This window comes from Rheinheimera sp. F8 (assembly GCF_001518915.1).
This window is the reverse complement of the sequence record NZ_CP013656.1, coordinates 2,256,163-2,271,314: the sequence shown is the minus strand read 5'-3', so window position 1 is coordinate 2,271,314 and position 15,152 is coordinate 2,256,163. Positions and strand designations below refer to the sequence as shown.

13 protein-coding genes and 4 tRNA genes are annotated in these 15,152 nt (G+C 51.9%); 13 read left to right on the top strand and 4 right to left on the bottom strand.

Features of this window, described 5'->3' with window-relative positions; translation table 11 throughout:
- Positions 1 to 21 precede the first annotated feature (21 nt).
- Positions 22 to 1,263 (bottom strand): glutamyl-tRNA reductase, encoded by a 1,242-nt coding sequence (gene hemA, locus ATY27_RS10155; RefSeq protein WP_347876421.1) that lies wholly within the window; start codon positions 1,261 to 1,263, stop codon positions 22 to 24.
- Positions 1,264 to 1,413: 150 nt separating this feature from the next.
- Here hemA and lolB point away from each other — a divergent pair, with 150 nt between their 5' ends.
- From lolB to ychF, 6 genes are all read left to right on the top strand, one after another.
- Positions 1,414 to 2,016, top strand: coding sequence for a lipoprotein insertase outer membrane protein LolB (lolB, locus tag ATY27_RS10150; RefSeq protein ID WP_208930553.1), 603 nt, complete (start codon positions 1,414 to 1,416; stop codon positions 2,014 to 2,016).
- Positions 2,013 to 2,876 carry a 4-(cytidine 5'-diphospho)-2-C-methyl-D-erythritol kinase gene (gene ispE / locus ATY27_RS10145; RefSeq protein WP_208930552.1) on the top strand — a complete coding sequence of 288 codons (864 nt, stop codon included), beginning with the start codon at positions 2,013 to 2,015 and terminating at the stop codon, positions 2,874 to 2,876. The genes lolB and ispE overlap by 4 nt, the downstream gene beginning before the upstream one ends.
- Before the next feature lie 83 nt (positions 2,877 to 2,959).
- On the top strand, positions 2,960 to 3,895 hold the full coding sequence (locus tag ATY27_RS10140; protein WP_106388982.1) for a ribose-phosphate pyrophosphokinase: 936 nt from the start codon (positions 2,960 to 2,962) through the stop codon (positions 3,893 to 3,895).
- Positions 3,896 to 4,076: 181 nt separating this feature from the next.
- Positions 4,077 to 4,676: a 50S ribosomal protein L25/general stress protein Ctc gene (locus ATY27_RS10135; RefSeq protein WP_208930551.1), complete on the top strand. Its 600-nt coding sequence runs from the start codon at positions 4,077 to 4,079 to the stop codon at positions 4,674 to 4,676.
- Positions 4,676 to 5,269, top strand: a complete 594-nt coding sequence (pth, locus tag ATY27_RS10130) for an aminoacyl-tRNA hydrolase (protein WP_208930550.1) — start codon at positions 4,676 to 4,678, stop codon at positions 5,267 to 5,269. Before ATY27_RS10135 ends, pth begins: the two co-directional genes overlap by 1 nt.
- A gap of 58 nt (positions 5,270 to 5,327) precedes the next feature.
- Positions 5,328 to 6,419, top strand: a complete 1,092-nt coding sequence (gene ychF, locus ATY27_RS10125; RefSeq protein ID WP_208930549.1) for a redox-regulated ATPase YchF — start codon at positions 5,328 to 5,330, stop codon at positions 6,417 to 6,419.
- Between the two features lie 61 nt (positions 6,420 to 6,480).
- On the opposite strand, the gene ATY27_RS10120 is transcribed toward ychF, so the two are convergent.
- Complete coding sequence (locus tag ATY27_RS10120) at positions 6,481 to 8,025, bottom strand: oligopeptide:H+ symporter (RefSeq protein ID WP_208930548.1); 1,545 nt, start codon at positions 8,023 to 8,025, stop codon at positions 6,481 to 6,483.
- A 247-nt stretch (positions 8,026 to 8,272) separates the two neighbouring features.
- Here ATY27_RS10120 and ATY27_RS10115 point away from each other — a divergent pair.
- The 4 genes from ATY27_RS10115 to ATY27_RS10100 all read left to right on the top strand — a co-directional run bounded on the left by ATY27_RS10115 (position 8,273) and on the right by ATY27_RS10100 (position 8,697).
- Positions 8,273 to 8,349: transfer RNA gene (locus tag ATY27_RS10115), tRNA-Met, on the top strand.
- Positions 8,350 to 8,376: 27 nt separating this feature from the next.
- Positions 8,377 to 8,461, top strand: a tRNA-Leu gene (locus tag ATY27_RS10110).
- Between the two features lie 28 nt (positions 8,462 to 8,489).
- Positions 8,490 to 8,564: transfer RNA gene (locus tag ATY27_RS10105), tRNA-Gln, on the top strand.
- A 58-nt stretch (positions 8,565 to 8,622) separates the two neighbouring features.
- Positions 8,623 to 8,697, top strand: a tRNA-Gln gene (locus ATY27_RS10100).
- Between the two features lie 103 nt (positions 8,698 to 8,800).
- Here the strand turns inward: ATY27_RS10100 and ATY27_RS10095 are convergent.
- A complete protein-coding gene (locus tag ATY27_RS10095) occupies positions 8,801 to 9,958 on the bottom strand; it encodes an FAD-dependent oxidoreductase (RefSeq protein WP_208930547.1) in 1,158 nt (385 codons plus the stop codon).
- Between the two features lie 182 nt (positions 9,959 to 10,140).
- Between ATY27_RS10095 and ATY27_RS10090 the strand changes: the two genes are divergently transcribed.
- From ATY27_RS10090 to aguA, 3 genes are all read left to right on the top strand, one after another.
- Entirely contained in the window at positions 10,141 to 10,779 is a 639-nt protein-coding gene (locus ATY27_RS10090; RefSeq protein WP_244151260.1) for a peroxiredoxin-like family protein, read from the top strand.
- A 250-nt stretch (positions 10,780 to 11,029) separates the two neighbouring features.
- Complete coding sequence (aguB, locus tag ATY27_RS10085; RefSeq protein ID WP_208930546.1) at positions 11,030 to 11,917, top strand: N-carbamoylputrescine amidase; 888 nt, start codon at positions 11,030 to 11,032, stop codon at positions 11,915 to 11,917.
- Positions 11,918 to 12,027: 110 nt separating this feature from the next.
- Positions 12,028 to 13,149 (top strand): agmatine deiminase, encoded by a 1,122-nt coding sequence (gene aguA / locus ATY27_RS10080; protein ID WP_244151259.1) that lies wholly within the window; start codon positions 12,028 to 12,030, stop codon positions 13,147 to 13,149.
- Positions 13,150 to 13,215: 66 nt separating this feature from the next.
- On the opposite strand, the gene ATY27_RS10075 is transcribed toward aguA, so the two are convergent.
- Positions 13,216 to 15,027, bottom strand: coding sequence for a DUF885 domain-containing protein (locus tag ATY27_RS10075; RefSeq protein ID WP_208930545.1), 1,812 nt, complete (start codon positions 15,025 to 15,027; stop codon positions 13,216 to 13,218).
- Positions 15,028 to 15,152: the final 125 nt, after the last annotated feature.

Genomic DNA, 15,152 nt, shown 5'->3' with positions numbered 1-15,152 from the left:
AATACCTGATTAAACATCCAACTACACATCTAACAGCGTGTTGATCAATGTTTGGGGTTGAGTAGTGTCATCTTGCAGCAACTGCCGGATAGTCCGGGTTGGCGCATGCATTAACCTGTTGCTGAGTTTAGTCGCTAATTCAGTCATCACCTTATCGGCACTCTGGCCGCTGGCGAGCTGATTCAGCGCCCGTTGTAATAATTCCTGCTTCACTGCGTCACAGCGTTCGCGGTAATCCCGCACCCAGTCGACATTGCCCTGCAGCGCCAGCCATTGACTGAAATCTGCCACGCCAACCGCAATCATCTGTTCGGCCTGCTCAGCGGCCGCCTGGCGGGACTGCATATTCTGCGCAACGATATTCTGTAAGTCATCGACGGTATACAGATACGCATCTTCAAGCTCTGCTACCTGTGCTTCGATATCACGTGGCACCGCTAAATCGACCAGAAACATCGGCTTGTGCCGGCGTTTTTTTAACGCCTGCTCCACCATGCCTTTGCCGACAATCGGCAAAGTACTGGCGGTGGAGCTGATCACCACATCGGCATCGACCAGCGCTTGCGGCACTTGCGCCAGGCTAATCGCCTGACCGTTAAACTGTGCCGCCAACCCGGCGGCTCTGTCATAAGAGCGATTTGCCACCGTCAGGTGTGCCGCACCTTGCTCCAGCAAATGTTTGGCAACCAATTCAATCGTTTCACCGGCGCCAATCAGTAACACTTTGACATCATTGAGTTTGCCGAAGATCTGCCGGGCCAGCGTCACCGCAGCAAAAGCTACCGACACTGCACTGGCGCCAATTTCAGTGTCGGTTCGCACCTGCTTGGCCACCGCAAAGGTTTTCTGGAATAGCCGTTCAAACACCGGCTGAATAGTACCCAACTGACGCGACTGACTATAAGCCTGCTTAACCTGACCAAGAATTTGCGGCTCACCAAGCACCAGTGAATCCAAACCGCAAGCGACGCGCATCAGGTGGGTCGAGGCGGCATCCGCGCTATGCAGATACAGATGCGGCTCGACTTCCTGCCGGTTCAGCTGATGAAATTGTGCCAGCCAGTCAATCACTTGTTTCGATTGTTCGCTGCTGCCGCTAAAATACAATTCAGTTCTGTTGCAGGTGGATACGATCACAGCATCAGTCACCGCCGTTTTGGCAGTCAGATCCAGCAGCGCATCAGCGACTTGCTCTGGCGCAAACGCCAGTTGCTCACGCAGGGCGACCGGCGCAGTTTTGTGATTGATGCCAAGTGCAAAAATAGCGATTCACCTGAAAATAAGTAAGGAAACTTTGGCAGGATATTGCCAGAGTACCGGATAAAGGGCGGATTGTACGAAAATCCACGGACGCTGAAAAGCCTGCTGCATAAGCTTGCAGGTCCGGCACATCACTTTAAAGCAGGAAAAACTGTGTTTTTAAAGCAAAATCTCTGGGCCAGCTGTTTGCTGGGCCTACTGTTAACCGGCTGCGCCAGCCAGCCGACACCCCAAGTTTCACGCCCACTCCCCGCCGCTGAACGCGAACAGGCGCTGGATGCGCTGACCGAATTTAAAGTGGTGGCGGCTCTGGGCGTCAAAGCACCCGGGGAAAATGTCAGTGGCACACTGAACTGGCAACAACACGGCGAATATTATCAGGCATCCATGACCAACTTCCTGGGTCTGACCGTGTTTGAACTGGAAACTCATCAACAAGGTGCGACAGTCAAAGTCGATGGTCAGACGCATCAGGCCATGTCTGCCGGTGCTTTACTGGATTATTTATCCGGCTGGTCTTTGCCGATTGAAGAGATGCAGTTGTGGCTCAAAGGCCTGCCTGGCCCCAGCAGTGAAAATTTACAACGCGACGGCATGGGCCGGCTGACCAGTTTTACTCTGACTGACAGCCGCGCGCGGCAATGGCAGGTCAGTTACAGTGATTTTTTCCCTGACGCCAAAGCACTGCCACGCAAAATGCAGCTGCAATCCGGCGAAACCCGCATCAAGCTGGTGATCCGGGAGTGGCAGCCATGACAGGCACTTTTATCAATAGCACGCTGATTTTACCGGCGCCGGCCAAACTGAATTTATTTTTGCATATCACCGGGCGGCGCGCGGACGGCTACCACAATCTGCAAACGCTGTTTCGCATGCTGGACGTGGGGGATGAGCTGAGTTTTCGCGCCAACCAAAGCGGTACTATCGATTTTCGCTGCTCAGATATCAGCATTGCTGGTAGTGACAATCTGGTCGTACGCGCCGCCCAGCTGCTGCGACCATTCGCCGCCCCCGATGCCGGTATCGACATTTTTTTAGAAAAATGCACGCCGATGGGCGGAGGTCTGGGGGGCGGCTCGTCTGATGCGGCAACCACGCTGCACGCGTTAAATGTCTTGTGGCAGCTGGGCTTGTCAACACAGCAGCTTGCCGATATCGGCTTAAAACTCGGGGCAGATGTGCCGGTGTTTGTGTTTGGTCAGACCGCCTTTGCTGAAGGCGTTGGCGAGCAGCTGCAGCCGGTTGAGTTAGCAGACTGCTGGTACTTAGTGGTGACACCGGATGCGCACGTCTCAACCGCTGCGGTATTTACCCATCCGGATTTAATTCGCGACAGTAAAGCACTGACGCTGGCAGATTTAATGACCAGTCCGTGGCGAAATGACTGTCAGCCACTGGTTGAACGTCTCTGTCCGCAGGTTGCAATAACCTTACAGTGGTTGGTAGAATACGCGCCGTCTCGAATGACGGGTACTGGTGCCAGTGTTTTCGCTGAATTCGCCGATGAACTCAGTGCTCGTCGCGCCCTGGCTGACCTGCCGGCTAATTGCCGCGGATTTGTCGCCCGGGGGCTCAACCAGTCGCCGCTGCTGACTGCGTTACGACATGCCGTATGACGAGGGATCAGCGCCCTTTTGCTGCCGGGTGCTGATTTCAGATTTTAACCGGAGCAATCCCTGAGGATCCTACCGTGCCCGACATGAAGATATTCGCTGGTAACGCCGTACCAGAACTCGCCAGAAAAATCGCCAGCCGCCTGTACATCAAGCTCGGCGATGCCGAAGTTGGCCGTTTCAGCGATGGAGAAGTCAGCGTTCAGATTAATGAAAACGTCCGTGGATCGGACGTTTTTATTATCCAGTCCACCTGCGCCCCGACCAACGATAACCTGATTGAACTGATCGTGATGGTCGATGCGCTGCGCCGCGCTTCTGCCGGTCGTATCACTGCGGTGATCCCGTATTTTGGTTATGCCCGCCAGGACCGTCGTGTCCGCTCTGCCCGGGTGCCTATCACGGCGAAAGTCGTGGCAGATTTCCTGTCGAGCGTCGGTGTTGACCGTGTATTGACCGTTGACCTGCATGCTGAACAAATCCAGGGTTTCTTCGACGTCCCGGTCGACAACGTTTTCGCCTCACCAGTGCTGCTGGATGATATGCGTAAGCGTGAGTTCCAGGCGCCAGTCGTGGTGTCTCCGGATATCGGTGGTGTGGTGCGTGCCCGTGCTATTGCCAAACTGCTGAACGATGCCGACCTCGCCATCATCGACAAACGCCGGCCAAAAGCCAACGTGGCGCAAGTGATGCACATTATCGGTGACGTCAAAGACCGCGACTGTATCATCGTCGACGACATGATCGACACCGGTGGTACCCTGTGTAAAGCGGCAGAAGCGTTAAAAGAACAAGGCGCCCGCCGTGTGTTTGCTTATGCTACGCACCCGGTGTTCTCGGGTAATGCCGCAGAAAACATCGCCAACTCAGTAATTGATGAACTGATCATCACCGACACTATTCCACTGTCGCCGGCCATGCAGGCCGTGAGCAAAGTGAAACAGCTGACGCTGAGTGAAATGATGGCGGAATGTATCCGCCGTATCAGCAACGAAGAATCGATTTCTTCGATGTTTGACTAACAGTCGACAGTGTTGATAAAAGCCGCTCCCAGAGCGGCTTTTTTGTTTGCCTGAACCTGGGGCCGGTGCTATTATGTCGCGCTTTTTTCCGCCAGAGCGCCTTGCGTTTTTCTGGTGAGAAAAAAATCTGAGCTGGTTTTCTGGTCGCGGAAACCGGCGTTCTTAATTTTTGGAGATCCAAATGTCTGAAGCCATTTACACGTTAAATGCCGAAATCCGTAACGACCTGGGGAAAGGTGCGAGCCGCCGCCTGCGTCACGCGGACAAAGTTCCTGCAATCATTTACGGTGGCCACCAAGCGCCTCTGTCAGTGACTCTGGACCACAACAAACTGATCCAGGCACAAGCCAACGAAGGTTTTTACACGCACATCCTGACTATCAATGTCGGCGGTGAAGAAGTAAAAGCAATCGTTAAAGCCATGCAACGTCACCCGTTCAAGCCAAAAGTCATGCACGTTGACTTCCAACGCGTTGAAGCTGGCCACGAGCTGCACACTGTAGTACCTCTGCACTTCGTTAACGAAGCTGCTGCTGGTAAAAAAGGTGGTATCGTTGCTCACCACATCAACGAAGTTGCTATCACAGTTCTGCCAGCTAACCTGCCAGAATTCATTGAAGTTGACCTGGCAGACGTTGAAGTTGGCGTAACTCTGCACCTGTCAGACCTGAAAGTTCCAGCCGGCGTGACTATCGCTGAACTGGCTAAAGGCGCTGGCCATGACCAGGCGGTTGTTTCTGTAAACAAACCAGCTGGTAAAGCGGAAGAAACTGCTGAGTAATGTCTGACTTTGTTCAGCTTATCGTGGGCCTGGGTAATCCAGGCCCCGAATATGAAAAAACCCGCCACAATGCCGGCCAATGGTTTGTTGAACAACTGGCCCGCCGCTATAACGTACCGTTAAAAGCCGACCCGAAATATTTTGGCCTGACAGGGAAATTCCTGTTAGCCGGGCAGGAAATCAAGTTGTTAATCCCCACCACTTATATGAATTTAAGTGGAAAAGCTGTTGCAGCAATGGCGCAGTTTTTTAAAGTCGCTCCAGAGCATATTCTGGTCGCGCACGACGAAATGGCGATAGCACCGGGCGTAGCCAAATTTAAGCTCGGTGGCGGTCATGCCGGTCACAATGGTTTAAAAGACATCACCAGTAAATTGGGCAATAATGCCAATTTTTACCGCCTGCGTTTAGGTATCGGCCATCCAGGTCATAAAGACCTCGTCACCGGATACGTGTTGGGCAAAGCCCCGCAAGCAGAGCAAAAATTGATAGAGGACGCGCTCGACGAATCGTTGCGTTGCCTTGAGCTGTGGCAAAAAGACGGCCTCGTCAAAGCCCAGCATCGTTTACACAGTTTTATCGCCACGACCTGAGGGTCTGGTAACAGCGGCTGCGCTATCTTGGCGCCGGCTCAGCACTGAGGATATTTCCATGGGTTTTAAATGTGGCATCGTTGGTTTACCCAACGTCGGTAAATCTACACTGTTTAACGCGCTGACCAAAGCGGGTATCGAAGCGGCGAACTTCCCGTTTTGTACCATTGAACCGAATACCGGCGTGGTGCCTGTGCCGGATCCGCGTCTGACGCAACTGGCTGACATCGTCAAACCACAACGTATCCTGCCAACCACAATGGAATTTGTTGATATCGCAGGTCTGGTCAAAGGCGCATCTAAAGGCGAAGGTCTTGGTAACAAGTTCCTGGCCAACATCCGCGAAACCGACGCCATCGGCCACGTCGTGCGCTGTTTTGAAGATGAAAACGTGATCCACGTTGCCAACAAAGTCGACCCGGCTGACGACATCGATACCATCAATATGGAATTAGTGCTGGCCGATATGGATAGCGCAGAAAAAGCCATTTTCCGCGTCAGCAAAAAAGCCAAAGCCGGTGACAAAGACGCCAAAGCTGAAATTGAAGTGCTGGAAAAGGTGAAAGCTCACTTAGAATCAGGCCTGACGCTGCGCCAGCTGGAGCTGTCGCCAGAAGAAAAAGCGCTGATTTCTTACATGAATTTCCTGACCATCAAACCAACCATGTACATCGCCAACGTGCTGGAAGATGGTTTTGAAAATAACCCACACCTCGATGTTGTGCGCGAAATTGCCGCCAAAGAAGGCGCTATTGTCGTGCCGGTTTGCGCCGCCATTGAATCAGAAATCTCTGAACTGGAAGATGACGAAAAAGCCGAATTCTTAGAATCAATGGGCTTAAATGAACCTGGTTTAAACCGGGTGATCCGCGGCGGTTATTCATTATTGAATCTGCACACCTATTTCACCGCTGGTGTGAAAGAAGTGCGCGCCTGGACTATTCCGGTTGGTGCCACCGCACCACAAGCTGCCGGCGTGATCCACACCGACTTCGAACGCGGTTTCATCCGCGCCCAAGTGGTGTCATTTGACGACTTTATCGCTTGTAACGGTGAAGCCGGTGCCAAAGAAGCCGGGAAATTAAAAGTTGAAGGCAAAACTTACGTCTGTAAAGACGGTGACGTGATGCACTTCTTGTTTAACGTCTGATTAGTTTTCTGCCAAAAAAAAGCCCGCGCTGCGGGCTTTTTTTATAGGCACAAGGCGCAGCTTAACCCGCCGCCCGATAGTTATCGACCAGCTGATAGCGCCTTGCATATAACGCGAATACACTGGCAGCCAGCAGCGCAAAAGCCGCAAAGAAGTACATCAAAAACGCCGTCTGACTAAGACCTGTACTGTCGACATGCGATAACACAGCTTCGCTGCGGATACTATTATTGGCCACCAACACCCACAGGTTACCGATCGTGACCGATAGCTGCCAAAATGCCGTGATAATGCCTTTCATCGCGGCCGGCGCCTGGCTATAGGCAAATTCCAGCCCGGTCGCAGAGACCAACACCTCACCAAAGGTCAGCAAGGCATACGGCAGCATCTGCCATAAAATACTGACAATATGACCATTATCCAGCCAAACCTGCAGGCTGCCCGCCACTATCCAGGCAAAACCGGAGAAAGCAATCCCCGCCCCCATCCGGCGTAATGCCGTGATTTTTAAGCCAGATCGTTCCAATAGCGGATAAAGCACAAAGTTATTAAACGGGATCAGGATCATCACCAACAACGGATTCAGCGCCTGCATCATCGCCGGTTCAAACCACTCAGGCCGGCTCATCAGATTTGCCTGTAATACCCAGGTCGAAGCTTTTTGATCAAACAAAGACCAGAATGGCGTGACCAGCGCAAACAGCACTAATACCCGCAATACCACTCGTACCCCATCCACTGCGTCATCCGGATGGACCCCACGCGCACGCTCAAGCTGCAAGGCGGCACCACCTCCGCCAAAACCAATCATAAAAACTAAAGCCAGACAGAAAGCCGCAACAAATCCTAAATTAGGTGTTTGTGACAGCGAAAATAACGCGAGCGCCACACCGGTACAGGCCAGATACAAGCCTTTATCTGCGTGACCAGCCTGTTTACTTAACAGCGCTGTTTTCACCACCTGCAAAAAGCTATGCGGATTATCCGGTTCCGGCGCAACGTGCACGTAGCGGCTGCGTCCAAGCCAAAAAAACAACGTGGCCAGCGCCATCAGCGCGCCAGGCAAACCAAAAGCCCATGCGGCGCCATAGTGTTTCAGCACCAGCGGCATCGATAATGACGCGAAAAACGAACCGAAGTTGATGGTGAAATAAAACCAGTCAAAAGCTTTGCGGGCCAGATGTTTATTCGACTGGTCAAATTGGTCGCCCATAAAAGCCGACACCAGCGGTTTGATGCCGCCGGAGCCTAAAGCAATTAAAAACAGACCGGCATAAAAACCTTCTTTGTTGGTCTCAAACATCGCCAGAAAAGCGTGGCCAATACAGTACAGAATACTTAGGTACAAAATAGTGCGGTATTTACCGAGGAATTTGTCGGCCAGATATCCGCCCAGCAGCGGAAAAAAATACACACCGATGACAAAGGAGTGGAAAATGTCTTTGGCTTCACCAGCGCGGAATTGTTCCGGCACCGACAGCAGCAACGCTGTCATCAAAAACGGCGTCAGAATATTGCGCATACCGTAAAAACTGAAGCGTTCACAGGCCTCACTGGCAATAATGTATGGAAGTTGGCGCGGCCAGCGCGCAGATTTATCAGTCATTAGTCATCCAATGGCGATTGTTCACGTATAAAAGGTTAGTAGCGATACTATCGCAAAAGCGCCAAGTGCCAAACCTTATCGGTCTTAGCGGCGATGATTTCGCCAGAAATTGCTGCGAACTGCAGCAAGGCGAACATAAATTCAGCAAACGATTCAAATGCATGGATTTGTGGCAAAAAAACGGTTGACGCAAAAAACATGGATGAGCATAATACGCGCCACTTGCTTAGGACAACTAAGACGCAGTGGCTACATAGCTCAGCTGGTTAGAGCACAGCACTCATAATGCTGGGGTCGCAGGTTCGATTCCCGCTGTAGCCACCACTTTCTCTGCGTTGTTCGCCGTAAATTGCGGAAATGGCGAAATTGGTAGACGCACTGGATTTAGGTTCCAGCGCCGCGAGGCGTGAGAGTTCGAGTCTCTCTTTCCGCACCAAAGCAAGTAAGAATTCTGCAGTTTCTGCAGGGGTATAGCCAAGCGGTAAGGCAGCGGGTTTTGATCCCGCCATTCTGGGGTTCGAATCCCTGTACCCCTGCCATTAATTTTAGTGGCAGTATGGTCATCAGTTCATACGTTACAGCCACATGTGTTTCTGCAGGGGTATAGCCAAGCGGTAAGGCAGCGGGTTTTGATCCCGCCATTCTGGGGTTCGAATCCCTGTACCCCTGCCATTCTTTGATAACCCAGCTTCGGCTGGGTTTTCTTTTTTATAACCAAATAAAAAAGCTGCAGATTTGCAGCCTTTTTGTTTCGACAAGCATTGGTTTCACTGCGTCACACTAATCCCGCTGCATATTTACCCACATAAGTTTTTAGCGGCCCTGCTTTTGCGGCCATCTGTAACCCGAGCCGGCGCAGCTGTACCAACGGTGTCAGTTTGCTGCTGAACACCTGATAAAACACATCCATCGCGGACATCATCAATAAATTCGCCTTACGCCTTTCACTCTCGTATTGGGCTAACAACGCAGGGGCAGCCAAATCAGCACCGGCAGCGAACTGTTTAATCAGTAATGCGGCCAGACACTGCGCGTCGGCAAAACCAAGATTGACACCCTGCCCTGCCAGTGGATTGATGGTATGCGCTGCATCACCGGCCAATACCAGACGCCCTTTGACATATTGATTGGCGTGACTTCGGGTCAGCGGGAAATAACCTTGTTTGATCACACTAAATTCACCAAGTACCGCCGGGAAATGCTGTCTGATTTGTTGTTCCAGCTGTTGTGGCGGCAGCGCTGCAAGTTGCTGTATGCGCAGATGGTCGTCATACCACACCAATGATGCCTCGCGGCCCGGCAGTGGCAAATAAGCCCGTGGCCCTTGTGGCGTAAACTGCTGCCAGGTCATCGGCAATGCATCGTAGCTGGTGCGGACGTGCACCAACAAACAGGCTTGGCTGTACTGCCAGCCCAGTGAGCCAATCCCCGCCAGTTGCTTCAGTTGCGACTGTGCCCCGTCGGCAGCAATCAACAGACGAGCTTTAATCTCACCCTGATCGGTCTGCAGACTGGCATAGTCGTTAAATTGCTGATACCCCAGCAGCTGAACCGGGCAAAACAGTTCGACGGTGTCCGGTAAATGTTGCCATAACGCCTGCTGAATATGTAAATTCTCGATGATGTGACCGAGGTGATCTTCACCCAATTCGGCGGCAGTAAAATCCAGCGGTGCCGCATCCCCTTCAAAAGCACGTAATGTTGCGTAAGGAGCCAGCCGGCTGCTTAATAGGCGCGGCCAGGCGCCGAGGTCTTTGAGCCATTGTTCACTGCGTCGGTTAATTGCACTGACCCGCAAGTCCACGTCACTGTGTTCGCTGATCGTGACTGGCATTTGCCGCTCCAGTAACGCAACTTTCATACCCGCTCGCGCTGTTGCCACAGCCAAAGCCGCGCCAACCATGCCGCCACCGACAATTGCAATATCAAACACGCTGACCTGCCTTATTCATGATGACCATCAAACACTTATCCTGAGCCGGTATTTTACGCAGCTTCAGCACCTGAAAGCTGCGGTAAATCACAAAATGACAATTTTTTTCGTTGGATGAACAAAAACAGGCAGACTGCGGGTCTGTTCATGCCAATGACTTTAATTAACCACAGGCCCAAGCTATGACCCGTTACCAACAGATGTTATTGTCCATCCCGCTGTTGCTTTGTACTTTTTTTGCCGGTGCGGCAGAGATTGCCTTAAAACCTGAGTTAATCCGACCTCTATTAAACGGTCAGTCAGTACCTGCCGGATTACAGGTGCAGGATAGTACAGGTGCCACTGTCGATTTGTCGGCTTTGATAAGCCAGCAAAAAACCATTCTGGTGTTCTATCGCGGTGGTTGGTGCCCCTATTGCAACACGCAACTGGCCGGCCTTCGTGATATTTCCCCGCAACTACAAAAGCTGGGTTACCGCATTTTGGCAGTCAGCCCTGAATTACCGGCAGCCAGTGCTAAGTCGGAACAAATGACCAAAGACGCAGCATTGAATTACCAGCTGTTGTCCGATTCTCACCTCAATGCTCTGCAGGGCTTTGGTGTGGCGTATTACATGGATGCAGCGACAGAGAAAACCTATAAAGGTACTTATGGCATACAGCTGACCTATGACAGTACCGGTCAGGCTGTGCTACCGGCGCCGGCCGTTTTTATTGTCAGTAAAAGCGGCGAAATTCAGTTCAGTTATGTGCATATCAATTACAAAACCCGCCTGCAACCACGGTTGTTGCTGTTGGCCGCTGAACTGGCCAATCAATAAGCCTGCCAAAATCGCATAAAAACCTAATGAATATCCGCGAATGCCGAATAGAAATTCGCGGATAATTCATCTCAGGCAAGGTACGGAAAAATCAGCAGAATTTCATTGACCCGCGGGGAAAAATCCGGCATTTTGCGCGGCCAAACTGCATTATGTGCCCGTCCATTACTGCCCGTCAGTCTTTGCTGCGGTGACGATAAGTGGCTAAAGTAATGTGTCCATTTTGTTCTTTTGCCAGGAGATGCTTTGCATGCGTAAGGTAACTGTTGCTGCCACTCAGATGATCGGTGGCTGGAATGTGGAAGAAAATATCGCCCGCGGTGAAAAACTGGTGCGTGATGCTGCGGCAAAAGGTGCCCAAATTATCCTGCTGCAGGAACTGTTTGAACGTAACTACTTCTGCCAGAAACAAAAACCAGAATATTTGGAATTCGCTACACCGCTGGAAAACAATCAGGCGGTCGCGCATTTCACTAAAATCGCTAAAGAGCTGAAGGTGGTTCTGCCAATCAGCTTTTATGAACGCGCCGGTAACTGCCTGTACAACAGCGTGGCAGTGATTGATGCCGACGGCACTTATCTTGGTACTTATCGCAAGAGCCACATCCCGGACGGCCCGGGTTACAGCGAAAAATACTATTTCACGCCAGGTGATTCCGGTTTTAAAGTCTGGGACACCGCCTACGCCAAAATCGGTATCGGTATTTGCTGGGATCAGTGGTTCCCGGAATGTGCCCGCACTATGGCACTGATGGGCGCAGAACTGCTGTTCTACCCAACAGCCATTGGCAGCGAGCCGCATGACCCGACTATTTCTTCGCGCGACCACTGGCAACGCACGCAACAAGGTCACGCGGCTGCCAATCTGGTGCCGCTGATTGCATCGAACCGCATCGGTACTGAATCTGAACAGGATTTCTCTATCACTTTCTATGGCAGCTCATTTATTGCTGACCAGTTTGGTGCCAAAGTGCAGGAAGCCGATGAAGTCAGCGAAGCGGTGCTGGTGCATAGTTTTGACCTCGACGAGCTGGCGCATATCCGCCGTAGCTGGGGCGTCTACCGTGACCGCCGCATCGACCTGTTTGAGACCTTGCTGACCAAAGACGGCAAAACAGTGCCTAAAAACAGCAACTAAGTGCGCTGCGGCACCACCGCAGGAAATCAGTGACAGACGAACTTCAGGCCGGATTATTCTGGCCTGACGACTTTTCAGCAGTATGTTGAACCTTGAACAAGGAACCTGACGTGAGCGGATTTATTTCAGATCGCACCTTACAAAGCACGCCCCGCGCTGATGGCTTTTATATGCCCGCCGAATGGGCCCGCCACAAACAAACCTGGCTGGTGTGGCCAGAGCGGACCGATAACTGGCGTTTAGGCGCGAAACCGGCACAACAAGCTTTTGTGGCAGTGATCCGTGCTATTGCCCGGTTTGAACCAGTGACAGTGATGGCGTCAGCCCGTCAGTTTGCCAATGCGCAGGCACAGTTGAGCCTGCAGGAAACCGTGCATCCGATCCGTGTCGTGGAAGTGTCCAATAACGACGCCTGGTGCCGTGACACCGGCCCAACTTTTGTCACCAACGGCAAAGAAGTGCGGGGCATCGATTGGACCTTTAACGCCTGGGGCGGCCTCAATGGCGGCCTGTATTTCCCGTGGGATCTGGACGACCAGGTCGCGCAAAAAGTGCTGAATATCGAAGGGCTGCCGCGCTATCGCACTGAAGGTTTTGTGCTGGAAGGCGGCGCCATTCACTCCGACGGTGAAGGCACTTTATTGACCACCGCCGAATGTTTGCTCAATCCAAACCGCAACCCGGATTTGACAAAAGCGCAAATTGAACAACAACTCAGTGACTACCTCGGTATTGATAAAGTGATTTGGCTGGAAGAAGGCATTTTTAACGACGAGACCGATGGTCATGTCGATAATATGTGCTGTTTTGTCCGTCCGGGCGAAGTACTGCTGGCCTGGACCGATGACGAATCCGACCCGCAATACACCCGCTCGCGCGCGGCGCTCACAGTGCTGGAAAACAGCACAGACGCCAAAGGCCGGCCTTTTATCGTGCATAAACTGCCGGTACCGGGCCCGTTACTGGCCAATGCCGAAGAATATGACAGTGTCGACTTAACAGGTGCTGCGGTACCGCGCGAAGCCGAAGCCCGCCTGGCTGGCTCTTATATCAACTTTTATCTGTGTAACGGCGGTTTGATCCTACCAACCTTTGACGATCCGATGGATAACGTTGCCGCAGATATCCTCGCCAAGGTGTTTCCGCAGCATCAGGTGGTGACTGTGCCTGGCCGTGAAATTCTGTTAGGTGGTGGCAACGTGCATTGTATTACTCAACAACAACCTGCGTAACGAAAGTTACAATGTGAAAAAGGCGCCATCAGGCGCCTTTTTGTTATCGAATGGTCTAATACCTGACTAGGCCGCTTTTTTCGCTGCGATATACTGGTCAACCACCCGTTCCAGGATCGTCAGTGGCATCGAGCCATTTTGCAGCACCACGTCATGGAAATCGGTCAGCTTAAACTTATCACCCAGTTCCTGCTGTGCTTTGTTGCGTAGTTCCAGTAATTTCATCATGCCGACTTTATAAGCGCAGGCTTGGCCCGGCATCACGATATAACGCTCAATTTCAGCTTCCACATCCGATTTCGCCATACCGGCATTACCGGACATATAAGCAATGGCCTGTTCCCGGGTCCAGCGTTTGTGATGAATACCGGTATCAACCACCAGCCGGATGGCGCGGAACAGCTCAGCCTGCAGCCGGCCTAAATCACCAAAAGGATCATCTTTATAGAGACCCAGCTCAGCCATCAGCCGTTCGGTGTACAGCGCCCAGCCTTCGGCATAGACGGTAAATGGCAGAATATTGCGGAAGGTTGGTAAGCCTTTCAGTTCCTGTTGGATCGCAATCTGGAAATGATGGCCTGGAATACCTTCGTGCACTGCCAGTGTTTTCATGCCAAATTTAGGCGTCGCGCGGATATCGTACAGATTGGCAAAAAATACACCTGGCCGTGAGCCGTCCATCGCAGGCCCATTGTAATAAGCTCCGGGCGAGGTTTTCTCAGCAAATTCAGGGACGCGTTGCACGTCCATAGGGGCTTTCGGTCTGATATTAAACGCCGGTACTAACCGGGTCTCAATATCAGCCAGAATGGTTTTGTAATCAGCCAGAATTTGCTGGCGGCCTTCATTGCTATCCGGATACAAAAACCGCGGATCATCGCCTAAGGCTGTCATCATCTGCGCAACATTATCGCCAGTGATGCCTTGCGCCTGCAGGATCGCCAACATTTCCTGCTGGATACGCGCCACCTCAGCAAGACCCAGCAAGTGGATTTGTTCCGGTGTCATGTCTGTCGTGGTGTGTTGTTTCAGTGCATAAGCATAATACTGGTCACCCTCCGGTAGCTTCCAGACGCCGTCATCGGTGGTCGCGCTGGCGACTGTATCTGTCAGATAGCCGGTCAGTTTCTGATAGCCAGGCAACACTGATTGTTCAATGGCCGCTTTGACCTGGGTGGTCAGTTGAGTGCGGTCAGCTTCAGTCAGACCGTCAATTTTTGTGATGGCAGTGCTGAAGTGGGTATACAGCAGTTGCTGATCAACAGCACCGGAGGTGAACCCCTGTACTTCATTCAGTACTTTCTCCAGCACAAAACGCGGTGGCACCACGCCTTTGGCGGCGCGGATATTTAAATCTTCCACCACCTGGCCAAAAACCCGGTCAAACTGCTGCAACCGGCTGATATATTGCTCTGCGTCCGTTTTGTCTTTGAGCTGGTGCGTATTGACCATAAAGCGCGGCAGCATACTCTGCACACCAAATAGCTGATTGACCGGGTAATCGTGATAACGCCACTTCTCGCCTTCGGCCTGATGCGCCATAAACCACTCCAGCATGTCGTAGTTCAGTTTTTCGGCTTCGGTCATGCTGTTACGGTCATATTGACGCAAAGTCGCCAGATCGGCTTTCAGTTTGGCAAACTGTTTATCGCCACTGGCCTGTGAGCGATCGTCCAGCTCAGCATTATGACCACGAATACCTACCCCCTCGAGTAAGCGTAACTGACTCAACAATTCCGGGCTTTGCAGACCAAATTCGAGGAAAACCCGCTCATAAAACACCCGGCTTGAAACCGGTTTAAACCAAATGGCATTCACCACAAATGCCGCCAGCGCCAGAAGCGCCAACAACAATAAACGTCCAACCCATTTCCACATCAGTATTCCCCTTTTTTATTTTTATAAAACAGATGCTTAAACAATAATGTCAGCAACTGCTTCCACCATAACCAAGACTGCACAAAAAAAACACAATTAAACTGGTCCGCGCTGCATATTTTTTT